The organism is Flavobacterium sediminis, from assembly GCF_003148385.1.
GTDB lineage: Bacteria > Bacteroidota > Bacteroidia > Flavobacteriales > Flavobacteriaceae > Flavobacterium > Flavobacterium sediminis.
Genome location: NZ_CP029463.1, coordinates 1,109,727 through 1,133,421, shown reverse-complemented (window position 1 = coordinate 1,133,421; position 23,695 = coordinate 1,109,727). Strand labels below are relative to the sequence as shown.

The following is a 23,695-nucleotide window of genomic DNA, read 5'->3' as shown; positions in this document are numbered from 1 at the left end:
TAATATAGCATACGGGCAAAATAAAAGGGAGGTGTTAGACGGTGTTAGACTTCCCTTTTATTTTATCACTCCTGTACCAAATGCTGTAAATCGGGGTCATTCTTGATGCGTTCCATTTCACTTACAACAATATTTAGTATATCTGATTTTATCTGTTTGTAATTGGCTTCAATTTCCTGCTTCATTTTATCTTCACCCTGCTTATCAACAAAGGACAGGATTTCCGGTATTTTCTGATAGGCTTTTGTTTCGGCAGCAACTGTTTCATTATCTACCACAATTTCGGCGTGAAATATTTTTTGCTCGATACGTTCATCAAAGTTATCCGATACAGAACCTACAAACATACCTTGTGTCAAAGTTGAGATTTTTGATGCAGGTATGAGGCTGTCTAACTGTGTGGATATCGAAGTAGATTTATCATTTCTGTTAATGGTCATACTTTGGCGTTTCTGCAACACCTTGCCGAAGCGTTCAGATAAACTTTTTGCCGTTTCTCCAACCACCTGACCACTGAATATATTACCAACCGTGTTCTGTATTACCTTGCTCTCTTTGTCGCCGTAATCCCTCGTTAATTGCGAAAAGTCCTGAAAGCCCAGGCAAACGGCTACCTTATTACTTCTCGCCGTTGCGATAAGGTTATCCAGTCCCCTAAAATAAATTGTGGGCAACTCATCTATGATAACCGAACTCTTTAACTGCCCTTTTTTATTGATGAGTTTTACAATCCTTGAATTGTACAAACCCAAAGCTGCGGAGTAAATATTTTGACGGTCAGGATTGTTACCAACGCATAAAATCTTCGGCTCGTTCGGGTTGTTGATGTCGAGCGTGAAGTCGTCGCCAGTCATTACCCAATAAAGCTGCGGGCTTATCATTCTTGATAAAGGAATTTTTGCAGAAGCAATTTGCCCCTGTAACTGGTCTTGTGCGCCGCCTTGCCAAGCATCCATAAAGGGCGATAAATAATTCTCTAAATCAGGGTATGAGGTAAGAATTGTGAATACGTCCGAATACTTTTTATTCAGTAATTCAATGGCGTGCGGGAATGTGCAATACTTGCCGTTTTCATAGATTTTCAGATACCAAATAATAGCTGCAAGCAAGATAATTGGGCTTTCCACGAAAAAATCCCCTTGCTTCTGTATCCACGACCTGTTGAGGTTCAGCATTATGGTATAAGCTGCTTCGTAAGCATCGGAAATATCCGTCATAAAGTCGGGATTGAGTGGATTGCAACGATGGCTCTTGCGTGGGTCGTCAAAATTTATCACATAGAATTTCGGCTGAATTTTATACTTGTCGCGATGCTTCAGTAAGTGATTGTAGGCAATGGTAGAAAGGTCGTCGAATTTGAAATCGTAGATATACATACTAAAGCCTTTCTCAATCTGCTGCTTGATGTAGTTATTTACGATAGCATAGGATTTTCCTGAACCCGGAGTACCCAACACGATAGATGCCCTGAAAGGATTTACGATGTTTATCCAACCGTTGTTCCATTTGCCCTTGTAGTAAAATTTGGTGGGCAAGTTGACGGAGTATTCATTTTCCATCAGCTTGGTTTCCTGTTGGAAGCTCTCGTTTTCATTATTGAAAACGTCGTCCATAAGGTTAGTACGGAGCAAACGGCTCATCCATACACCTGCCATCAATAAGGAGATATAACCTAAAGAGATGGTAAGGATATACAGAAATGTGCCTGTTGCCGGAGATAGCTTTAATAATGAGGTATTAAGAAAAAACAGCACAAAGCCTACCCCCAAAGCCACATAAATTTTAGACCAGGTTATCTTCTCATTTTTTACGCCTTTCGTTCCTAAGCAACTCAAAGCCAACAAAACCAAAGCAAATGCTTTGGTGTATAAGGTATGTGAGAACAAACCTGCCGTTCTGTCGAAATTGCCCAGTATTTTGTTGATTACTTCCAACGTCCACCCACGTTCTAAAAAGAAACCGTAGCAGAACCAATAAAGGTGCATCAGTACCAAAAGAATACTGACTGCCCGCATAAAAGCCATTATCTTGGCAAGCCCTCTTAAATCGTCTTCTCCCTGCATTATTTTAAGTTTTAATGTTCGGGCGTGAATTTAAAGGCTCTATGGAGTGGCTATAAGAAAGTGGCAGCCAGTGGCGTTGTGTGGCAGTATTTGGCTGATTACTATTTCTGACCTCTTTGGCGTTTGCGTTTCTTCTTCATCTTGTTAGCAAAATCCAATTCTTCATAATCCTCGCCCTGGGCTTCGGGTAGCAAACCGCCCAATGCTTCAATCAAACCGTCTTCGTGTTTTTCCGTAGTTAAGAAATCGAACAAATGGTGTGCTTCTTCCGCAGGAAGATCCGCATCATTTGATGTGGATATTTTGGGTTGCTGTAAAGCAGGTTCTTTTATCTCCGGTTTGATGTTATTGTTCCAATAATCATTAAAGACATTGGCAGAAAGTTCCTTTGCTAAGCGTGAACCGTTCCAAACCGTTTTAGAATTATGGTCTATAAAAGTCATTCCGTAAATGCGACCTGTATCATTCCGGCGTACCACTACGTTAATGCCCTGTTCAGCCAATTGCTTTTTGAAAGCCTGCTCATCGCTCGTTGTTTTCAGGGCAATGGTAGCGGCAGCTTTTAGGGTTTGCTTGCTTGGGTGGTCTTTTAAAGCTGTTTTGCATTTCGCAAAATGCAATTCCAAAGCAGGTAGCCCTGCGCCCTTGCCGAAGAGGGAAGCCTTAAACGGATGCCCGGCTCTTTCGCCTTTTTCATTTAATGGAATGTACAATAAACCCTGCTGCATTTTTCCCTGCAATTCTCCTTCGATTTTCTCGGCGGTAATATTGAAAAGAGATAGCAAGGCATTGTATTCGCCCAAACTTTGGTACTGGTAATAGTTCGGCAGGTGTCGGACTACCGAAGCGATTTGGCTTTTTACATCGCCTGCCCTATAATCTACCGGACGGAAAACCTTATCATTCTGATTGCGCTCTTTATCTGTTGCGGGTATCAACCCGTGTTTTTTTTCCAACTCCCGGCACAGGTTCATAGACCGCATTTTCTCGAACTTATCCGAAATTTTTTTGCCCTGCTCATCAACACAAACCGATACAATATGGATGTGGCTGCGGTCAATATCGGTGTGTTTGAATACTACAAAAGGCTGTTCGCCGTAACCCATTTCACGCATATATTCCTCTGCTATTTCCCGAAATTTATCATCGCTTACCTTGTCATTCGGGTCGGGGTTGAGCGAAATATGCAAAGTATGTTTCTCGGTATTTCGGTTGGCAATCAGATAGGGCGCAAAAGATTGGGCTAATTGTGCAACGGAATAATGCCCGTTAGCGGTTTCAATTATCTTATTGGCGAACAAAATTTGTCCGTTTTCATTTTCTACTTTGAGCTGATTGTACGCCAATGCTCCGTATAAATTCCCGCTTCTGCCAATCTTTGCTATCATTTCTACCGCTATTTTTTGAGGTATTTTGCATCAAATTCCTCGCTCATCTGAATGATTTTTTGACAGAGCATCGCCATTTCAGCCGTTTGTTTTTCCAGTTTGTACAGGAATGCTGCGGCTTTTTTCTCCGAAAAATTCTTGTACAACAGCTTTACAATTTGGTTGTAGTTCACGCCTATGGAACGGAACTGGCTGTGAAAAGAGGTCAGCCGCATATAAAAATCAACTGTTCCTTTGTCAATCTGAATGGTCTTTATGGTCTTGTCAAAGATGCAGGACGTAATAAAATGCGCCTTTACCTGCATACCTGATTTGTCAAAAAGAGCAAGAAAACGGGCGTGTTCCTGCTCGTTAAAGGAAATCGTGTATCGGATGTTCGCCGGGTCTTTTTTCGGGCGGCGTCCGGTCTTCTTCTGTTGCTTATTGTTATTATCATTCATCACTAATCCATTTTAAATCCATACAAAACCCTGACTTCGGAAGGTGTTTTCTGCCCCTGCAAAGGGCAAGTTGTTTTGAGCATCGGAAATCATTCCGAGATGCTCAAAACACAACTTGCCGTGTTCTGATGAACACAATAATCCGCCCTGCGGGACGGATTAAAAGTAGCAGGGAAAAACGGCTCGATGCCGTTCCCGTTACCCTCCGATTTGTGAAAAGACTTTTGCATAAATCCGTTAATAAAAATCATTTTACAAAGTAACCCCCTCTTTACGAAAGGATTGTAATGTATGGCAGTGCCAAACACTGCCTTTGAACGCCAAACAGTGCCACGTTAATGAAAGCACCTATATATCTGCATTTCTTTGTGCCTATCAACAGATATAAGGGCATAGATAGCTATGCAGGTAACAGCGTAACTACGCAAGTACCGATATAAAAAAGTGCAGTTGTGCAGATGTGAAAAAGTACAGACGGAAGCACCTGTTTATGGGGTTAGGTACATAGAGTTTTAAGCACCTAAGCAAGCAGGTATATTGGTAAGAACCTGCGTACCTGCCTACGGACATAAATGCGTATTGGGGTATATAGATAACTCGCCGCATACTCGCTTACCTGACTATTGCTGTACACGACTATGAACCTATATACAATGGTGCATAACCAACTGCGGATAAACGGACATAGGTATTTGGATATATAAATAATTAAATAAGTAGAAATATGAACGCAAAACACAAAACAACATTTATCGCCTTTTCTTCTCAAAAAGGCGGTGTAGGCAAAAGCACATTTACAACGCTTGTTGCGAGTACTATGCACTATCGGTTAGGCTACAATGTAGCCGTATTTGATGCGGATTTTCCGCAGCACAGCCTGATGAAAATGAAGACGAGGGATTTGGCAATGGTAATGGAAAATGAGGCTTTGAAAAAGCTGGCGTATAAGCAATTTACCACCATCAACAAAAAAGCCTACCCGATTATGCAGCATAAAGCGGATAGTGTATTGGATGCGGCTCACGAATTTGTAAACACTTCTTCGGTTCCGGTTGATGTGATATTCTTTGACCTGCCCGGAACTGTGAACACACCAGGCATCCTGAAAGCACTGGCAGGGATGCACCACATTTTCACGCCCATTACCGCAGACCGTGTGGTAATGGAAAGTACGCTCATTTTCACACAGCTTTTACAGGATGTGATTATGAAAAAAGGGGAAACTTCCATAGAAACCATTAACCTGTTTTGGAACCAGGTGGACGGCAGGGAAAGCACACCCTTATATGATGTGTATAACCAACTTATCGAACAATTGGGGTTAAGCCTGATGCAAAGCCAAATCAAGAACAGCACCCGTTTTCGTAAAGAAAGTGAAGCAGATAGCAAAACCGTTTTCCGCTCTACCGTGATGCCTCCCGATGAACGTTTGATGAAAGCCTGTCAGTTAGACCTGTTCATAGACGAGTTTTTAAAAATCATTCAATTGTAGCCTTATGGAGAAAGATAATAAAAGAAAAGCCACGCCGGATATTAACGAGGAACTGATGATGAACCTGATGGTGGACGGCATTAAAAAGGACGGGTTACAGCTTCCTCCGGAACCTGCGGAAAAACCGGAGAAACAAGATATAAAGCCCGATGAATTGCCAAAGGAGAAACCTGTGGTTAAAGAAAAAAGCAGGGTTAAAAAGGCAAACGAAACCGATTATGAAAGTATCTTTTTCAGAAGACCGGACACCAATGCCCGTGATGGAAAAACGGTTTATATCCGACCAGACTTTCACGAAAAACTAACACGTATCGTACAGGTAATAGGCGAAGATAAAATAACCATTTACGCCTACTTAGACAATTTGCTTGATTACCATTTTCAGGAATTTGGCGAGCAAATTACCAAGAGTTTTAATGATAAGTACAAACCCATTTTATAAGCTATGGAAACAGTAATTGTGATATGCTTGCTGATAGTCATTGCTCTGCTTTTGCAGGACAAGATTGTCATTAAAAAAAGGTCGGAACAAAAGCAAAAGCAGGAAAAAGTGAACCCAAACCTGCCGAATATTATGGGGCAGCCCAAGCCTGTAAGAAGCCTTTCAGTGCCAAACAGTGCCAACGAAAGCCAAATAATGGAACAGGAGATAAACCCCGATAATTTAGACATAGAATACGACGAAAATGAAAACGTAGGTATTCAGGTTCCGCAGGAAGAGCTGGACGAAGTTTTCAGTAATATACCTGATTGGGAGGAAGAGGAAGAAGAATGGAATAGGTATGGAATATCCAGTGGCGATAACAGTCTTGCCCAGGGGGTTACCTATGATGAACTAAGCTCTATAGGGGCGTTGCTCCAAAAGGAAAATTTGGAACAATCCCAAAAAGAAACAGCGGTAGCGATAGTTCAAAGATTACAAGGTACTGAATTATTCAGCCTGCTGGAAAATTCCATTGAGGGTGCATCCCGGAAAATTTCCGAGCTTTTGGATAGTACGCTCTCATCTGAAGCTGAAGCCAGTTCTTCCACCTTGCGGAAAAGTGATTTGGGTGATTTTGACATTGGGGAGTTTGTTTAGGCAAATTCCCCTTTTTATTTTTTCTGTTCTAAAAATTCTTCGTAGGTTATTGATTTAGCATAGTCAGGAATGTCATCAGCATTGCTCAACCAAGAATAATCAGCATCTATTTCTACATCAAATTTGGAGGGAACAGTAATGAAAGTTAATTGTTCATATTCTTCTATTTCTAAAGGAAAGAAAGCACCGCCAGGTTCTGAATGTAGAAAAAAGTCGCCTTGCAAAGCTCCACAATTCTCACAAAGATTTGCCCAATAACTACTTTCCGCCGTCTTAGAATACGCAATTTTATAATTTGGAAATAATCTATTGATTTTGCCTGCAAGTTCATTTTCGATAAATATCGGCATACTAAAAAAAGACAACCCATCCGCTCGAAACCATTTTTCATCCTCATTGTCGTCAGTACTCAAATAATAAAAATTATTTGAAGCTAAGGATATGACAGCAGTTTTGTTTGCACATTTATAACAATCACTACTATTTAAAGCAATTGATACAGGCGATTTTATAATAACCGATGCTTTTGATTTGTCTATCCATTGTTGGAAATCATTAATATCCTTATGGTCAGGAACAAACCAAGTTTTTTGTTCCACATCCCAAAAAGCGCCTTTTGATTTGGCAACATCTTTATCGCTATAGGGTACATTTATTTTTAATGGCATAGTGTTAAATCTTCAGATATTTTATATTTCAGTTTCCGAGAACTCTTCAAACACAGAATAGTTTTTTATTCCTTTAGACTTGTTTACTTTTCCCATTATTGTACCATCAATCCGGCTTTTTAGATATGATGCCAAATCATCAAAGTGTCGAACATCAATATAATTCATTCCTGATGCTTTATATCTTTTGGATAATGAAATGGTGAAAGCAGCCCAATTAAATTTTTCTCCTTTTTTGTTTAATTCAATCTGTTTCCAATCGCCATACCGTTTTTTTAAATAGTCAATATAGTTCTTCTTAGAAAGCTCTTTTCCCAATGCTCCGTCCGGTAATTCAATTTTTGGCTTTACAGGCTTAGACTTTTTTACAAATTTTGGAAAATATTTATGTAATAAAGCCTCTGATTGCTCAATATGTTTTGTTATAGTATCCCATCCCCAATAATACAAATGAAATGGTAGTCCCTGTTCTCTTTTAATTTGATTTAGGTATTCCTGTATTTGAGCATCGTCACGAAATGTAGAAGCAAAAACAAATTTGTCAAAATCAATTGCTAAATCCCTTGCTTTTTCTAAGTCTGCATTTATATCCTGAATTAGATTTTTCCTGATAGTTTCGTCTTTTCTTCCAATGCTTTTCAATTTGCATTGTATTACCGTTTTGGTTTTAGTAGAAAAGACATCAATACCTTTCTGATTTTGCCCTTTCACGCCAAATGTCTGAAAGTCTGTATTTTCATATGACGAAGTATTCTCTACAAAATTGAATAAATCACAAGTGAGTTCCTCGAATAACCTTTCATCTTTTAAAGGGGGTAATTGATATTTCGCCATTTAAAAAAAACGTTTAAAAATTGTTTCCTGCTCTGTATCTGAATATTCAGCAATTACTTGTTTAGACCAATCAAAATCAAACTTTCCGAACTTACTTTCGTCCCCGTTTAAATCAATTTCATCCTCATTGAAAGTAACGATATATTGAAAGTTATGTAGCTCATTTGATTTATGGTACATATAGTTCAGGACATTGGATATTGTTCTGTATGATATGGCGTGAAATACACCATCGTGTACAAGAAAATCCGGGATGTTCCGTTTGTCAATCCTGCTTTTTAAGAATACCATTAAATCATATGCTACAATTTTTAAACGTTCTTGTCCTAAAGCATCCGCTTTGGGAATTTCCAGACTTATTTTAAAAGGCAATTGATTTCTTGGCGAAGTAGAGTTTAATGTGATATTAAAATAAGAATTATCAAATTCTTCATCCAAATAGATAGCATTTTCAAGAATTTGTTGAAATAACAATCGCAACTCATCAAGATAGGTTTGTTGCTTGTTTAGTTCGCTAACAATATCCCTCTTTAATTCAGCTATTACAATATTTGAGTTCCCTAATATTTCTTCGATTTCGTCAATTTCTCTTACAATAGAGGTGTTTCGTTCTAAAAGCGTTTTTTCATTCACTAATCTTTCATAGGTACTCTCAATCCTATCCAACGCACCTCTCTCTTTCAACAATGAAAATAATTGGCTCCTATTTTTTTCTAATTTTTCAAGTTGTATTAAACTTTGGTCTATTGAGGATTGTAATTTCTTTTCTTCCTCTAACAAATATTTATTCCTATTCGCCAAAAGTTGCTTTTTAAAGTCTATAACTTCATCTAAACTTCTTTTTACAAAGTTGCCAAACGTTGCTACCGTTTCATTGTAGAGTTTACGAATTTTGTCCAGGTCAATAGATGACACCTCGTTATAAGAGGATTTTAGTTTATCTAATTTCCGATTTGTATTATGATATATGATAGATTGCTCATTAATTTCAGAAATGACCTGATTTAATTTTTGCTCTATCTCTTTATGATTGGCAAGAAAATTATACTCCTTCAGACTGCTTTCGAGTGCTGCAATATCTTTTTCAATTTTTAGACGCTCGGTTCTAAACTCCTGAATATCTTTACCTGTATCTGCTTTGACCTTTTCTGAAAGGGATTTTACTGTATTATTATACCTTTCGTATTCCGAAGAAACCTCATTATATTTTAAAAGCGTTTTAGTTGGAAGGTTAAGCAAATAAAAATTATATAATGCCTTTTCTCTTGCATTGGCATTGTAGGAAACAAAATTTAAAGGGTCAGCCCTTTGCTGGTTTTGCAAATCATCCTTAACAAAAAATTCCATTAACGTTCCATACCTTTTTCCTTCAAAGAACACTTCGTTGTTCTCTGTCGGGAAAAATATCCCTTCCAGTACTTTGGGCATTTCAGGTTTTTCATATTCATCAAGAGCATCTGGTCGTTTTCCAAAAAAGATTTTTTTTGTATCGGAAAAACCCCTCTTAATAAAATACTTTTGTCCCTGTATGTCAAATTCTAAAGTAATGGTGTGGTCATCATCCCGTAAAAAATCATACTTTTTTTGAGCAAATCTTTTCTCTGCTTTACCACTTAATAAGGTAAAATCAACAAGCCTAACCAACGTGGACTTGCCAATACCATTAATACCTCTTGCTTCTTTATCCCCAGAGTATTTACCCAATATGATGTTTATTCCATTGTGAAATGGAACAGTATCTATAAGGTTCGTTTCTGAATATATTTTAATTAACATTGTCGAATAAACTTGTTTGATTTTCCTCTTGGATTTCCTTCTTCACTAATTTGATTTTATACCCTTTTTTCTCAATACTACCAATCGTATGCAAAAATGTCAAAGCATATAGAAAAAGGTCGGGCGTTCTATCTTTATCCCTGTTTAAAAACTTATTCATTATATCATCAACGATGGCATATTTGTTTTTAAATGGAGAATTGCCCATAATACTTATAATATCCGCCCCAATACCATAAGGTTGGTTTTAAGATTGCTTTCCGGCTGTGGTAATATCATAGTTCATTTTCTGTTTTTCTACCTATTAAACACTGTTCAAACATATACAGCAGAATAGATTTTACGCATTTCACATATTCATCGTCTTTAATGTTTCCATATGCCGTTGTATATTGGTCAGTCAGATTATATAACCTCTCCTTAAAACTTCCTGAAAGTTTATTGTAATCGTTTATAATCCTTCTTTTCAGCGTATTGATTTCATCGTCATTATACCCCGAAAGTATATTGGTAATTGTATTAAATTCCTCCATAACCAATACCATTTCCGAGTTCATCCCGTCCCAATCTTCCTGCGCAAAATTGAGTTCAATTTTCTGTTGAGGGGAACTAATGATTTTCTGTCAAAATGCAAAGCCTTATCTTCTTCACTGGAAGCATTCAACAAATCGTTAATGATGTCTTGAATATAGTCCTGAATAAAGAAGTTTTCAATACCCAAATAGGCTGCAAGTTTTCGCTTTTTACTTGATACAAGCTCATCAATAGTTGAAAGGATTTGGTCTATGCCCTTTATCGAAGTATTACCGTCCAAATCCTGAATTAACGTAAACTGCTCCGGCGATACTTCGTGATTTACATACATTTCCCAATTTGGAAATTTGTCTTTCCAGTTTTTCTGATATTTTTCAAAATCTCCTTCTTTGTTTGTTGCCCCTAAAACTTTCGTTTCAAAATCAGTTTTGTTATATTTTCTTGGTGCGTAACAAGCCAATATTTTTTGTTCGGGTAAAATAGTACCGTCATTGCCTTTATCCTTATTCCTTCTGATGGGCGTATAGTTATCGACGCCATATTTCAAAAGAAACAGTTCATCAATAAATTCTTCGAACTCAAATCCTTCTTTGGATTGAATTTGCATTTTAAAAGCATTCTTTAATAATTTATCCATATACAAATCAGAGTTCCAAATTAATTTTAACCGTACCGTCAAATCCTTTTTCTACTATCTCTTTAAGGGTTTGAAGTTTGATATTATTTCCATAATCAGTTTCGACCTTAGAAATATAACTCCTTTTCTTACCTACTTTTTGAGCTAATTGTTCTTGAGTTAATTGCCTTTGTTCTCTGGCTTCCTTCAGCATTTCTCCAATATGTCTGCCTGATATCTTCATCTCAAAAATGATTAAAATTAACTTTATTATGAATGTACAAATGTAATTTAAAAGTTGCATTGAACCAACTGTTAATTGCATAAAAAGCATCTGGTTATTAGTGCTTCTGCCCTAAAGATTTCCACCCCAAAAGCCACTCACAGCCAAACACTTCCTTTGACTGCCACATTCTTATAACACCTCTTTTTCCATAAGACATTTGTCCCGAAAACTCGCAAGGTGCGGGATAAACAGTAACAAATTAATGTGTTTCAATTATGGAAAAACAAAGAAAAAAAGTTTTGCTGACGGCAGCGGCTATGCTGTCAGCAATTGGTGTGTTTGCACAGGGAAACGGCTCGGCAGGCATCAACGAGGCTACCCAAATGGTAACGTCTTATTTCGACCCCGCAACCCAATTAATTTACGCCATCGGTGCGGTCGTGGGGTTAATCGGAGGTGTTAAGGTGTACAACAAATTCAGTAGTGGCGACCCTGACACATCGAAGACTGCGGCAAGCTGGTTCGGTGCGTGTATCTTCTTAATCGTAGCGGCTACCATCCTGCGTTCATTCTTCCTTTAATCCTTTGCTTTATGAACAGTTACAACATAAACAAAGGCATTGGCAGAACAGTGGAATTTAAAGGGCTAAAGGCACAATACCTGTTCATCTTCGCTGGCGGACTGCTCGGTACGCTCATCCTTGTGATGATACTGTATATGGCAGGCGTAAACTCCTACATCTGCCTGTTCCTCGGAGCAGGCGGTGCTTCGCTTATTGTGTGGCAGACCTTTTCACTCAACAGGAAGTATGGTGAACACGGGCTAATGAAAATCGGGGCAAATAAAAGACATCCCCGATACATCATTTGTCGCAAGCCTGTACACCGCTATTTAAAATTCACTCCTAAATCGAATGCCCTATGAGAAACGTTTCAAAGACAACAACGCTGGAAAACAAATTTCCTTTGTTGGCAGTAGAAAACAACTGCATCCTTTCCAAAGATGCAGACATTACTGCCTGCTTTGAAGTGCGTTTGCCGGAACTGTTTACGGTAGCTTCTGCGGAATATGAAGCCATTCATTCCGCCTGGCACAAGGCTATCAAAACTTTGCCCGATTTTACGGTTATCCATAAACAGGATTGGTACATCAAGGAAAGCTACGCTCCCGATTTAGCAAAGGAAGACCAAAGTTTTTTGGCTAAATCCTACCAACGCCATTTTAATGAGCGACCATTCCTTAACCATTATTGTTACCTGTTCCTTACCAAGACCACAAAGGAAAGAATGCGTATGCAAAGCAACTTCAGTTCGCTTTGCAAAGGTACGCTGATACCAAAGGAAATCAGGAACAAGGAAACGATACACCGTTTTATGGAGGCAGTCGCTCAATTTGAGCGTATCGTGAACGATAGTGGTTTCATAACCCTGCAACGCCTTACTGAAGACGACATTATCGGAACAGACGAAAAGCAGGGATTGTTGGAACAATACCTAACCCTGTCAAGGGAAAGCGGAACACCGATGCAGGACATCGCACTCGGAACAGAAGAAGTCCGTATAGGGAACAAAAGATTGAGCCTGCACACTTTGTCCGATACGGACGATTTGCCTGGAACGGTATCGGCTGATACCCGTTTTGAAAAACTATCTACCGACCGGAGCGATTGCCGTTTATCGTTCGCCGCTCCTGTGGGACTACTCCTTAGCTGTAACCATATCTACAACCAATATTTGTTTTTAGATAACAGCGAAGACAACCTGCAAAAGTTTGAAAAGTCCGCAAGGAATATGCACTCGCTGGCAAGGTATAGCAGGGCTAACCAAATCAACAAAGAGTGGATAGAAAAGTACCTGAACGAAGCCCACAGCTTCGGGCTGTCTTCCATAAGGGCGCACTTCAACATTATGGCGTGGTCGGAAGACCCTGCCGAATTGAAACAGTTGAAGAACGATTGCGGTAGTGCGTTGGCACTAATGGAGTGTAAGCCCAGACACAACACTACGGACGTAGCCACTTTGTATTGGGCAGGAATGCCGGGCAATGCTGGCGATTTTCCGAGTGAGGAAAGTTTTTACACTTTTATCGAACCTGCTTTGTGCTTCTTCACGGAAGAAACCAACTACCATAATTCGCCCTCTCCGTTCGGCATTAAAATGGCTGACCGCTTGACCGGAAAGCCTATCCATTTGGATATATCGGATTTGCCAATGAAACGTGGGATTATCACGAACCGCAACAAATTTATTTTGGGGCCATCTGGTTCGGGAAAATCGTTCTTCACAAACCATATGGTAAGACAATATTACGAGCAGGGCGCTCACGTTCTGCTCGTAGATACAGGTAATTCCTATCAGGGTTTGTGCGAACTTATCAAAGGAAAGACCAGAGGCGAAGACGGCGTTTACTTCACTTATACTGAAGACAACCCGATTGCCTTTAATCCTTTCTATACGGACGATGGTGTTTTCGACATCGAAAAGCGTGAAAGTATCAAGACCTTGATACTTACGCTTTGGAAGCGTGACGATGAACCGCCAACCCGTTCGGAAGAAGTAGCATTGTCAAATGCTGTAAGCGGTTACATCGAACGTATCAAACAGGACGATGTTTATCCGTCATTCAATGGTTTCTATGAGTATGTAAAAGGCGACTACCGTAAGGTACTCGAAGAAAAACAGGTAAGGGAAAAAGACTTTGACATCGCCAATTTTTTAAACGTTCTCGAACCCTACTACAAAGGTGGCGAGTACGATTATCTGTTGAACTCCGATAAGCAGTTAGACCTGCTTTCCAAACGCTTTATTGTGTTTGAAATTGATGCAATTAAAGACCACAAAATCCTCTTTCCTATAGTTACCATCATCATTATGGAAGTCTTCATCAACAAGATGAGGCGACTTAAAGGTATCCGAAAGCTCATTCTGATTGAAGAAGCGTGGAAAGCGATTGCCAAAGAAGGTATGGCTGAATACATCAAGTACCTATTTAAAACTGTAAGGAAGTTTTTTGGAGAAGCAATTATCGTAACGCAGGAGGTTGACGACATCATCCAGTCGCCCATTGTCAAAGAAAGTATCATCAATAATTCCGACTGTAAAATCCTATTAGACCAACGCAAGTATATGAACAAGTTTGATGATATACAGGCAATGTTGGGACTTACAGATAAAGAAAAAGGTCAGGTGCTTTCCATCAATATGAACAACGACGCTTCACGGCTTTACAAAGAAGTGTGGATAGGTTTAGGTGGTACGAACTCGGCAGTCTATGCCACCGAAGTAAGTCTCGAAGAATACTTAGCCTACACCACTGAAGAAACCGAAAAAATGGAAGTGATGCAGCTCGCCCAAGAGCTGGACGGTAACGTCGAACTCGCCATCAAGCATATCTCTATGCAAAGGCGTGACAAGGCAAATCAATAGTCATTAACAATTTAAAATTCAGAAACAATGAAAAAAGTATTGTATCTGGTGTGTACGGCACTAATGCTTGCCGTAGCACCGTCAGCAAAAGCCCAATGGGTAGTAACCGACCCTACAAACCTGGCATCGGGTATTCTCAATAGTGCAAACGAAATCGTACAGACTTCCTCTACCGTGAGTAATGTGATTAAGAACTTCAACGAGGTAAAGAAAGTGTATGAGCAAGGTAAAGAATACTACGACAAGCTTAAAGCCATCAACAACCTTGTGAAAGATGCCCGCAAAGTACAGCAAACGGTTTTGCTGGTAGGCGATGTGTCCGAAATGTATGTGCAAAATTTCGGCAAGATGATGAACGACCCCAATTTTTCGCCGCAGGAATTGGTAGCTATCGGCAACGGTTATTCAGCGTTGCTGAATGAAAGTACAGAACTGCTGAAAGAACTCAAACAGATTGTAACAGCATCAAGCCTTTCTCTGAACGACAAGGAGCGTATGGATATTATTGACCGTGTGTACAAAGAAGTAAAGGACTACCATAGCCTTGTACGCTATTACACCAATAAGAATATTTCTGTCAGCTACCTGAGAGCGAAAAAGAAAAATGATGCCAAAAGAGTGCTTGAACTCTATGGAACTGCTAACCAAAAATACTGGTAAAAATGGAATGGGATAATCTTCACGAACTCTTACGTTCACTCTATGATGATATGATGCCACTTGCCGGAGATATGGCGGCAGTGGCTAAAGGTCTTGCGGGATTGGGTGCGTTGTTCTATGTGGCATTAAAGGTTTGGCAGGCGTTAAGCCGTGCCGAACCTATTGATATGTTCCCGCTGTTACGTCCATTCGCTTTGGGGCTTTGCATTATGTTTTTCCCAACTATAGTATTAGGAACTATCAATGCGGTATTAAGTCCGGTGGTTACAGGAACACACGCCATACTTGAAGACCAGGTGCTTGACCTGAATAAGCTCCAACAGCAGAAAGACCAATTGGAATACGAGGCAATGGTCAGAAATCCCGAAACCGCTTATATGGTATCAGATGAAGAGTTTGATAAAAAGCTGGACGAATTGGGCTGGTCGCCCTCCGACATTGGAACAATGGCGGGAATGTATATGGACAGGCAAGCCTACAAGATAGAAAAAGCCATAAAAGATTGGTTCCGCAATTTGCTGGAAATACTTTTTCAGGCGGCTGCTTTGGTTATTGATACCATACGAACATTTTTCCTCATAGTCTTATCCATACTCGGGCCGATAGCCTTTGCGATAAGCGTATGGGATGGTTTTCAGTCCACGCTCACGCAATGGCTGACCCGATATGTTAGTGTTTACCTGTGGCTTCCCGTTTCGGATTTGTTCAGCTCGATGTTGGCAAGAATACAATCTCTCATATTGGAAAGGGATATAGCAATGCTGGCTGACCCCACCTTCATTCCCGATACCAGCAATACGGTGTACATCATTTTTATGATTATAGGCATCATCGGGTACTTCACGATACCGACCGTAACAGGTTGGGTAATCCAAGCCGGAGGCGCAGGAAACTTTACCCGAAATGTAAATCAAGCTGCAATGAAAACCGGAAACATCGCCGGAGCTGGTGCGGGTTCTACGGTTGGAAATATTGGCGGAAAGCTAATGAACAAATAAACAATTAATCATTAAAAAAATGGAATTTAAAACGCTAAGAAATATCGAAAACAGCTTTAGGCAGATACGTTTGTATGCCATTGTGTTTGCGGTTCTCTGCATTGGCGTGGTAGGATATGCCGTATGGCAGTCCTACCGCTTTGCAGAAGAACAACGCCAAAAAATTTATGTACTGGATAACGGTAAATCTTTAATGCTTGCTTTATCCCAGGATGCAAGCATCAACCGCCCGGTTGAGGCGAGGGAACACGTCAGACGTTTTCACGAACTATTCTTTACGCTCGCTCCCGATAAGAACGCCATCGAAAGCAATATGAGCAGGGCTTTTAACCTTGCAGACAAAAGTGCTTTTGATTATTACAAAGATTTAACGGAAAAGGGTTACTACAGTCGTATTATTTCGGGGAACGTACAACAACGCATAGAGGTGGATAGTGTTGTGTGCAATTTCGATAACTATCCGTATGCGGTGCGAACCTATGCCAAACAATTCATCATTCGTTCGAGCAATGTAACCAAGCGTAATCTGATTACCTCTTGCTATCTCGTGAACTCTGTTCGCTCAGACAACAACCCGCAGGGTTTCAATATCGAAAAGTTTGCAGTCGTAGAAAACAGGGATATCGAAGTTATCGAACGCTAAAACAAATCTTATGGAAGCATTATCAGATTTAAACACATTCGCAAAAATCCTTACTGAAAAAGGATACAACGGCTATTTCCATACGCAGGGTGCGTATGCTGGAAAGCTAAAAGATAGCATCAGCGAATATCTTGAAAACTGCCAAAAAGGTGCAGACAGCCTGCCTAAGCAGGACTTGTTATTGACTGGCTACCTGCAATGGTCGGGAGAAAATAAGCCTCGTGTAGAATGCAATATGTGGGTAAAATACCTGAACGGCAAATTCTCTCTTAACAGAATGGACGTAATAAAGACGGACGCTTTTGGGCAACTGCTGAAAAAGTCGGAGCTGACAAACCTGTCTATAATATCCGTACCCAAAGCAGTTGAAGCGGTCGCATTGGTCAACGATGAGCCGAAGCAAAAAGCAGGGAAAAGTCCTAAGCGTTTCAAGCTATAACAACAGAAATAGTAAGGCTATGAAAAAATTAAGAGCAAATATGGATAGGTATTTCGATAAGCTGGACGAACATTGGCAGGCATTGCCAGTTCGTAAACAGCAACAATATACCCTGTATTTTTTTGTGGGTTATCTCTTGCTTACCGCAGGGGTTATCGGCAAAGTAGTGTACGATACAGGTAAGCCCAATGATGCCATCAACATCAGGCATATCGAAAACCCTATTCTCAAAAAAAATGAAAGTCCAGCAAGGTTGCAGGACACAGTATCAACAATTTTAAAAAATAGGATTTATGAAAGAAAATGAGAACAAAAAATCGGTTGTTCGGGTAACAGAGGGAAACCCGACATCAACTGCTGATGTACTGCAAGATGGTACACAGAACAAAGCCGAAAAGCTCAAAAAGCCACTCATTTTTGGCTTAATGGCAGTTGTCTTCTTAGGTTGTATGTACCTCATATTTAAACCGTCTGAAGATAAAAAGGCAATTGAAAACGTAGGGCTTAACGATGCAGTTCCACAGGCAACGGGTGCAGGAATGCCTGCCGACAAGGGCAAGGCTTACGAACAGGAAATGCTCGAACGAAAAGAACAGGAAAAGCGAAATTCTTTAGCTACGCTTTCTGACTATTGGGATACGGAAGATAAAGATGAGCCGACTGACGAACAATTTTCTGACGAAGATGAAAATAACGGCTATGGTAATAGTAAAAGTTCGGTAAGAAACGGTAGTCCAGCGTTGAGCAGCTACAGAAATGCGCAAAGTACATTAGGGTCATTTTATCAGAGTGAAAATTCGGAAACAACCGAACTACGCAGGCAATTGGACGAATTGAAAGAACGATTAGCAGAGAAAGATGTACCTAAACCCGTTACTGTTAATGACCAGCTTGCCCTGATGGAGAAATCCTATCAGATGGCGGCAAAGTATCTTCCACAAGGTACTGCGAACACAGGAGAAGCACCTCAAACTAATGGTACAGCATCAAAGGCTTCGGGTGCTAATCAAAAAGAGCATTTTGTAGCTTTTACCCCTACAAAGAAAAACACCGTATCAGCCCTGTACCGTGAGCCAAGCGACAGTGCTTTTTTAGCCGATTGGAGCGAAACAAAAAATCGTGGGTTTTATACTGCTGGTTCTACTGAGCAAACAGTGCAGCCGAAAAACAGTATTAAAGCCTGCGTTCACGAAACGCAGACTGTTATCGGGGAAACAGGCGTAAGGCTGCGTTTATTGGAACCTGCTAAAACACCTAACCGAACCATTCCCAAAGGGACGATTGTAACGGCGAATGCCAAATTTCAGGGAGGACGTTTACAGCTAAAAATAACATCCATTGAATTAGAGGGCAACATCATCCCGGTTGACATTACCATTTACGATTTGGACGGACAGCAAGGTTTATACGTTCCATATTCGCCCGAAATGAACGCCCTAACCGAAATGGCGGGTAATATGAGCCAGACTTCAGGAACAAGTATAATGCTTACGCAGAATGCCGGACAACAGGTTGCTGCTGATTTAAGCCGTGGCGTGGTACAGGGTATTTCGGGTTATTTCGCCAAAAAAGTAAGAACTCCAAAAGTTACCCTGAAGACAGGGCATCAGGTCTTCCTTGTTTCCAAACAATAATGTTGAACTCAAATAAATAAAATAATGAAAAATCTTTTTAAAACCTTTTGGGCATTCGCTCTGACTGTCGGCATTGCCGCAACCTCTTTTGCACAGGATAGTGCAAAGGCAAAAACACCGCTTGCCTTGGGCAAGATAGAACCGTACCATATGGAAGTTACCTATGATAAAACTTCGCACCTGATTTTCCCAACTGCCATTCGTTACGTGGATTTGGGCAGCGAATACCTGATTGCAGGGAAAGCGGAAGATGCGGAAAATGTTTTGCGTGTAAAAGCATCTGTGAGAAACTTTGAGCCGGAAACCAATTTCTCTGTGATTACTAATGACGGACGTTTTTACAGCTTCAATGTATATTATAGTTCCTATCCGGAGGCGATAAGCTATGACCTGCTAACGATGCAAAAAGCGGTAGATAAAGCAAACGGAAACGATGTGCTTTTTGAAGAATTGGGCAACAATTCCCCGTCATTGGCAGGCTTGCTTTTGGAAACCATTTATAAAAAGGATAAACGTATAGTAAAACATATCGGGGCTAAGAGTTTCGGAATACAATTCATTCTGAAAGGTATTTACATTCACAATGGCAAATACTATTTCCATACGGAATTGAGAAACCGTACCAATGTACCTTTCGAGATTGATTTTGTGAATTTCAAGGTGGTAGATAAGAAAGTAGCCAAACGCACCGTAGTACAGGAACGCCCGATGATACCACTTAGGACTTACAAACCATTGGACGGCATTGCCGGAAAAGCGACCGAACAAAATGTGTTCCTGCTTGACCAATTTACCATTGCCGATGATAAGGTACTGCTGATTGAGATTTTCGAGAAAAACGGCGGCAGACATCAAACACTTCAGGTAGAAAATTCCGACTTAATTAAAGCCCGTTTGATTAACGATATGCACCTGAAATTTTAATAACCTCTTAAAGCAAATAATATGAAAAAGTATATCTATACCGTGATGCTCATCTTTATGGCCATCACGGTTACACAGGCACAAAGAATGCTGCCTAAGCAGAAAGGATTGGAAGTGAGTACAGGTGTACTATCCGATGATAAAATCGGGAATGATTATTATATCAATATAGCAATGACCGTAAACGGTAAGAACGGTAATTACCAGCTTTGGGCGTTGGAATATACGCATCAATATCACGATTATAAAGACCTCCGCATACCACAGGAAACCTATACCGCAGAGGGCGGTTATAGTTTCTTCCTGCTGGGCGATACCCGTAAGAACATCACATTGAACTTCGGAATAACAAGTGTAGTCGGTTATGAAAGCATCAACCGGGGCGAAACGATGTTGTATGACGGGGCGAAAATATTAGACGAGGACAATTTCGTTTATGGTGCTGGTGGTCGGCTGACTTTTGAAACCTACCTGTCAGACCGATTTGTGTTAGTCCTGCAAGGGCGAACAAAAGTTCTTTGGGGTACAGACCTGGAGCAGTTTCGACCATCCGCAGGCATAGGATTAAGGTTTAACTTTTAAAACGTAGAACAATGATAGCAATATTTAATAAATTCAGAATGGGGCTACTGCCTGTATATGTACTCTTGGCAATCCTCACAGCTTCGGTTTCGCTGGTATCTTGTAGCAAAGATGATGAACTCGAAATACAGAATGATTTTCCTTTCGAGGTTAAAGTGATGCCAGTACCTAAAGATGTTGCCAACGGACAGACCGTTGAGATACGCATTACTATACAGCGCACTGGAAATTACAGCAACACGCAGTATTTTCTTCGTTATTTCCAATTTGACGGACAAGGCACATTACAGTATTATGATGAACCACCGTATTTGCCAAATGACTTGTACCCATTACCCACAGAGCAATTCAGATTGTATTATACCTCGACTTCTGCCGTATCGCAATCTTTTGACGTTTGGATTTCGGACAGTTTTGGAAACGAGAAGCAGGTAAGTTTTCAGTTTAACAGTAGTGATTAGGACAATGTATGTATTCAGAGCGAACGGCTTATCTTTTCGATAAGCCGTTTTAGCATTCAGCGTATTCGCATAGGAATAATTTTAGAGGTTAATCAATATTTTTTAAATTTATCATCGGTAAAAATTAAAAGTAAGGGCTATGGTGGCATCATTGGTTATAGGAATAATATTCTTGGTTTTGGGGTTGGGTCTTCGTTATTGGATTAACCGTCGGAAGTTTTACAGACGAAGCGACACCGGAGCAGAGGGCTTTTCGTCCTATGAAAAGCAGGTCGCCATTAAGTTTATTGAACGAGTTGGTAAATGGATAGCTTATGCACTGATTATTTTCGGGCTGTTGTCATTGTGGGTTTATTCCCGTGAGAAAAAAGATAAAGAAAAAACAGAAGTGGAAATTCAAAATCCTCGATAATCAATCTGTTTATTCAACCTCCCGCCTAATAAATTTGCATAATTTTGTAGTATGTTAAACAGCAAAATTGGCAAAATATAATTTGAATGAAATTACGAATTGAAAATTGGATTGAGAATAATAATTTTTCAGAAGATGTAAACGTACTATTTACTGATGCCGTTACTTGTTATAAAGCAAGAGCGAACAGAGCATCATTATTGTTTTCATATTTGGCTTTTCTGACAATACTGAAGGAAAGAATAATAGAAGGAACTAAACCAAACCTATTTCCGCAAGGAGAATGGGATAAACTAATCTCTAAATTACAAAATGAAGACCTGTGGGAAGCAAATGTATTTGATGCTACACAACAACAAGAAAAAATTGACCAGGCTACAAAGCAACGTATTAAAGACCCAATTTTTAGCCTTAATGACAATCTACGATTGCAAATAAAATATTGGAAAGACAGGAGGAATGATTGCGCTCATTATAAAGATAACATTATAGACACTTTCCATATCGAAAACTTCTGGGCATTTATGGAGAGTAATATGTCAAAAATAACGATAGAGGGCGGAATGCAATCTTTGATAAATAAAATTTATAAGCACTTTGACCCAACTATTACTCCACCGGATAAAGATATTACTCCATTAATTCAAGAGGTTGAATATTCCGTAGAAAGGTCAAAATTGAAACATTTTTGGGAAACATTACTAAATAATGGAGAGTGGGATTTTGACTTATCTAAAAGGAAACAGGAACTAATTAGTAAAAGTTTAGAGGTAAATAAAGATTTCGTAAACGATAGTTTAATTGCAATTGTCAAAGCCAATAAATTTTATTTAAAAGATTTTCTATCGAACCATACGGATAAGGTTTTAAGATTTAATTTTAACGAAGAAGAAGTCAGAAAATTTTGGAAAACTCAATTGCCATCCTGTAATAATATTTTAGGATTATATACCTCTTTTTTAAGAAATGGTTTAATTCCACAAAATGAAATAGCTGAAGCAAATAGGACTATAATAAGTGCTATACGAGAGTATTCTCCAACTATCAATGAACATCAAATATTGTTAGGAAATGGCTTCTTAAATACGTTTAAAGAAGAGGTTTTAAACAATAGCAGTTTTGTGGGATATAAGTCATATTTATGGGTAAATGATAGAGCCGATATTATTTCCGGAGTAATTAAAAATTATCCCCTGACAATGATATAATTAACAGATTGGTTGAGCATTATAATCAACGAGATAATTCTGATTGGTTATTGGAAAGATTTAATAATATATTTATTGAAGGAAGTACCATTACCAATGAATATAAAAGTATTTTACAATCTAATAATGTAGAAATACCGGAGAAATTAAAAAAGTATTTTCCTTAAATTGTGAATGAACAATATCAAATCGGATAGCTTAAATAACTATCCGATTTTTTTATTTAAGACAAAAGTAAACTGCCAAATACTGCCTTTCAAAGCCAACGGGCGCAACCTTTCCCAACCGCACAAAAAGCCTTTATAAATTCGACTTCCACAGAAAAATAATGCAAACTATGGAAGTTATTGCAGTGCAAAAATCCGCATTGGACGGAATGAAGAATGATATAAAGGAGCTTTTGGAACTGACCGAAAATGCTACTCATAAATATACCTCGATTTTCAAAGAAGAACAATGGCTCGATAACCAGGAGGTGTGCCTGATGATGAACATTACTAAACGGACTTTACAAAGCTACAAGGATAAAGGCATACTGCCTTACTCCAAACTGAACCGCAAGAATTACTATAAACTTTCGGATGTGCAGGCTTTGCTCGAAGCCGGACAGCCGTACAATACAAATGACAATGGATTTACTTACGAATGAAGCCGAAGAAATCATCGCCTATCAGGAAATGATAACACGGTTGCGAAGCCGTATTGAAGAAATATTGAAAAACTACCGTCCTGTAATGAACGGAGAAATTTACCTTTCGGGCGAAGATATGTGCGGATTGCTACATATCAGCAAACGAACTTTACAACAATACCGTGATGATAATATCCTGCCATTTATCCAGATTGGGGGCAAAATAATCTATAAGGAAAGTGATATTCTGAAAATTTTGGAACAGAACTATATATCCAATAAGCCCAACACAGTATAACCATTTTTTACACTTATTATGTTCCGGCATCGGAACGAGTTTAGTATCTTTGCATCTGAAAATATAGAAAATCTTAAAGTGTTTTTGCTTTAGGTTCCGCATTAGAAACTGGTAATTTTTAAAACCCGGAACAGATAAGTAAGAACGCTCACGTCACAGGCGTGGGCGCTCGCTTATTTGGGGGTCAGGCGTACCAGTGCCTTAATGCCAATAAGTGTAGTTGCCTGCGCCTTCTTTTTTAGTGCAGTCTGCCACTAACTT

General features: G+C 39.5%; 28 protein-coding genes. 19 read left to right on the top strand and 9 right to left on the bottom strand.

The window, feature by feature from the left end:
* Nucleotides 1-65: 65 nt before the first annotated feature.
* The 3 genes from mobC to mobA all read right to left on the bottom strand — a co-directional run bounded on the left by mobC (nt 66) and on the right by mobA (nt 3,891).
* Nucleotides 66-2,063: a conjugal transfer protein MobC gene (gene mobC, locus DI487_RS05380; protein WP_109568746.1), complete on the bottom strand. Its 1,998-nt coding sequence runs from the start codon at nt 2,061-2,063 to the stop codon at nt 66-68.
* A gap of 101 nt (nt 2,064-2,164) precedes the next feature.
* Nucleotides 2,165-3,451, bottom strand: a complete 1,287-nt coding sequence (gene mobB / locus DI487_RS05375) for a conjugal transfer protein MobB (protein WP_066440843.1) — start codon at nt 3,449-3,451, stop codon at nt 2,165-2,167.
* Between the two features lie 8 nt (nt 3,452-3,459).
* Nucleotides 3,460-3,891, bottom strand: a complete 432-nt coding sequence (gene mobA, locus DI487_RS05370; RefSeq protein WP_066440844.1) for a conjugal transfer protein MobA — start codon at nt 3,889-3,891, stop codon at nt 3,460-3,462.
* Between the two features lie 724 nt (nt 3,892-4,615).
* Here mobA and DI487_RS05365 point away from each other — a divergent pair.
* From DI487_RS05365 to DI487_RS05355, 3 genes are all read left to right on the top strand, one after another.
* Nucleotides 4,616-5,383 carry a ParA family protein gene (locus tag DI487_RS05365; protein ID WP_109568745.1) on the top strand — a complete coding sequence of 256 codons (768 nt, stop codon included), beginning with the start codon at nt 4,616-4,618 and terminating at the stop codon, nt 5,381-5,383.
* Nucleotides 5,384-5,387: 4 nt separating this feature from the next.
* On the top strand, nt 5,388-5,825 hold the full coding sequence (locus tag DI487_RS05360) for a DUF3408 domain-containing protein (protein WP_109568744.1): 438 nt from the start codon (nt 5,388-5,390) through the stop codon (nt 5,823-5,825).
* A gap of 132 nt (nt 5,826-5,957) precedes the next feature.
* Nucleotides 5,958-6,464 (top strand): conjugal transfer protein TraD, encoded by a 507-nt coding sequence (locus tag DI487_RS05355; protein WP_443655661.1) that lies wholly within the window; start codon nt 5,958-5,960, stop codon nt 6,462-6,464.
* Between the two features lie 14 nt (nt 6,465-6,478).
* On the opposite strand, the gene DI487_RS05350 is transcribed toward DI487_RS05355, so the two are convergent.
* The 6 genes from DI487_RS05350 to DI487_RS16150 all read right to left on the bottom strand — a co-directional run bounded on the left by DI487_RS05350 (nt 6,479) and on the right by DI487_RS16150 (nt 11,217).
* Nucleotides 6,479-7,132 (bottom strand): DUF5710 domain-containing protein, encoded by a 654-nt coding sequence (locus DI487_RS05350; protein ID WP_109568742.1) that lies wholly within the window; start codon nt 7,130-7,132, stop codon nt 6,479-6,481.
* A 21-nt stretch (nt 7,133-7,153) separates the two neighbouring features.
* Nucleotides 7,154-7,966, bottom strand: coding sequence for an endonuclease (locus DI487_RS05345; RefSeq protein WP_109568741.1), 813 nt, complete (start codon nt 7,964-7,966; stop codon nt 7,154-7,156).
* Entirely contained in the window at nt 7,967-9,742 is a 1,776-nt protein-coding gene (locus DI487_RS05340) for a DUF2326 domain-containing protein (RefSeq protein ID WP_109568740.1), read from the bottom strand.
* 275 nt (nt 9,743-10,017) lie between these two features.
* A complete protein-coding gene (locus DI487_RS16155) occupies nt 10,018-10,299 on the bottom strand; it encodes a hypothetical protein (protein ID WP_218925783.1) in 282 nt (93 codons plus the stop codon).
* Nucleotides 10,296-10,913 carry a hypothetical protein gene (locus DI487_RS05330; RefSeq protein ID WP_218925782.1) on the bottom strand — a complete coding sequence of 206 codons (618 nt, stop codon included), beginning with the start codon at nt 10,911-10,913 and terminating at the stop codon, nt 10,296-10,298. The genes DI487_RS16155 and DI487_RS05330 overlap by 4 nt, the downstream gene beginning before the upstream one ends.
* 7 nt (nt 10,914-10,920) lie before the next feature.
* Complete coding sequence (locus DI487_RS16150) at nt 10,921-11,217, bottom strand: helix-turn-helix domain-containing protein (RefSeq protein ID WP_245896536.1); 297 nt, start codon at nt 11,215-11,217, stop codon at nt 10,921-10,923.
* A gap of 176 nt (nt 11,218-11,393) precedes the next feature.
* Between DI487_RS16150 and DI487_RS05320 the strand changes: the two genes are divergently transcribed.
* From DI487_RS05320 to DI487_RS05245, 16 genes are all read left to right on the top strand, one after another.
* A complete protein-coding gene (locus tag DI487_RS05320; RefSeq protein ID WP_078690882.1) occupies nt 11,394-11,699 on the top strand; it encodes a DUF4134 domain-containing protein in 306 nt (101 codons plus the stop codon).
* Nucleotides 11,700-11,710: 11 nt separating this feature from the next.
* Nucleotides 11,711-12,043, top strand: coding sequence for a DUF4133 domain-containing protein (locus DI487_RS05315; protein ID WP_078690881.1), 333 nt, complete (start codon nt 11,711-11,713; stop codon nt 12,041-12,043).
* Complete coding sequence (locus DI487_RS05310; protein ID WP_109568739.1) at nt 12,040-14,544, top strand: TraG family conjugative transposon ATPase; 2,505 nt, start codon at nt 12,040-12,042, stop codon at nt 14,542-14,544. The genes DI487_RS05315 and DI487_RS05310 overlap by 4 nt, the downstream gene beginning before the upstream one ends.
* A 27-nt stretch (nt 14,545-14,571) precedes the next feature.
* A complete protein-coding gene (locus DI487_RS05305; protein WP_109568738.1) occupies nt 14,572-15,204 on the top strand; it encodes a DUF4141 domain-containing protein in 633 nt (210 codons plus the stop codon).
* A gap of 2 nt (nt 15,205-15,206) precedes the next feature.
* Nucleotides 15,207-16,202, top strand: a complete 996-nt coding sequence (gene traJ, locus DI487_RS05300) for a conjugative transposon protein TraJ (RefSeq protein WP_109568737.1) — start codon at nt 15,207-15,209, stop codon at nt 16,200-16,202.
* A gap of 19 nt (nt 16,203-16,221) precedes the next feature.
* Complete coding sequence (traK, locus tag DI487_RS05295; protein ID WP_109568736.1) at nt 16,222-16,845, top strand: conjugative transposon protein TraK; 624 nt, start codon at nt 16,222-16,224, stop codon at nt 16,843-16,845.
* 10 nt (nt 16,846-16,855) lie between these two features.
* Nucleotides 16,856-17,284, top strand: a complete 429-nt coding sequence (locus DI487_RS05290; RefSeq protein ID WP_109568735.1) for a hypothetical protein — start codon at nt 16,856-16,858, stop codon at nt 17,282-17,284.
* A 19-nt stretch (nt 17,285-17,303) separates the two neighbouring features.
* Nucleotides 17,304-17,591 (top strand): nitrogen regulatory IIA protein, encoded by a 288-nt coding sequence (locus tag DI487_RS05285; protein ID WP_109568734.1) that lies wholly within the window; start codon nt 17,304-17,306, stop codon nt 17,589-17,591.
* Complete coding sequence (traM, locus tag DI487_RS05280) at nt 17,578-18,918, top strand: conjugative transposon protein TraM (protein ID WP_109568733.1); 1,341 nt, start codon at nt 17,578-17,580, stop codon at nt 18,916-18,918. The genes DI487_RS05285 and traM overlap by 14 nt, the downstream gene beginning before the upstream one ends.
* A 24-nt stretch (nt 18,919-18,942) precedes the next feature.
* A complete protein-coding gene (gene traN / locus DI487_RS05275) occupies nt 18,943-19,842 on the top strand; it encodes a conjugative transposon protein TraN (RefSeq protein WP_109568732.1) in 900 nt (299 codons plus the stop codon).
* 21 nt (nt 19,843-19,863) lie between these two features.
* Entirely contained in the window at nt 19,864-20,424 is a 561-nt protein-coding gene (locus tag DI487_RS05270) for a conjugal transfer protein TraO (protein ID WP_109568731.1), read from the top strand.
* An 11-nt stretch (nt 20,425-20,435) separates the two neighbouring features.
* The gene (locus DI487_RS05265; protein ID WP_109568730.1) at nt 20,436-20,885 is read left to right on the top strand and encodes a DUF3872 domain-containing protein; all 450 of its coding nucleotides are present in this window, start codon (nt 20,436-20,438) and stop codon (nt 20,883-20,885) included.
* A gap of 139 nt (nt 20,886-21,024) precedes the next feature.
* Nucleotides 21,025-21,297, top strand: a complete 273-nt coding sequence (locus DI487_RS05260; protein ID WP_109568729.1) for a molybdenum ABC transporter permease — start codon at nt 21,025-21,027, stop codon at nt 21,295-21,297.
* An 86-nt stretch (nt 21,298-21,383) separates the two neighbouring features.
* Nucleotides 21,384-22,505, top strand: a complete 1,122-nt coding sequence (locus DI487_RS05255) for a hypothetical protein (RefSeq protein WP_109568728.1) — start codon at nt 21,384-21,386, stop codon at nt 22,503-22,505.
* Nucleotides 22,506-22,842: 337 nt separating this feature from the next.
* Complete coding sequence (locus DI487_RS05250; protein ID WP_109570614.1) at nt 22,843-23,154, top strand: helix-turn-helix domain-containing protein; 312 nt, start codon at nt 22,843-22,845, stop codon at nt 23,152-23,154.
* Nucleotides 23,135-23,434, top strand: a complete 300-nt coding sequence (locus DI487_RS05245; RefSeq protein ID WP_109568727.1) for a helix-turn-helix domain-containing protein — start codon at nt 23,135-23,137, stop codon at nt 23,432-23,434. Before DI487_RS05250 ends, DI487_RS05245 begins: the two co-directional genes overlap by 20 nt.
* The last annotated feature ends 261 nt before the right edge of the window (nt 23,435-23,695 follow it).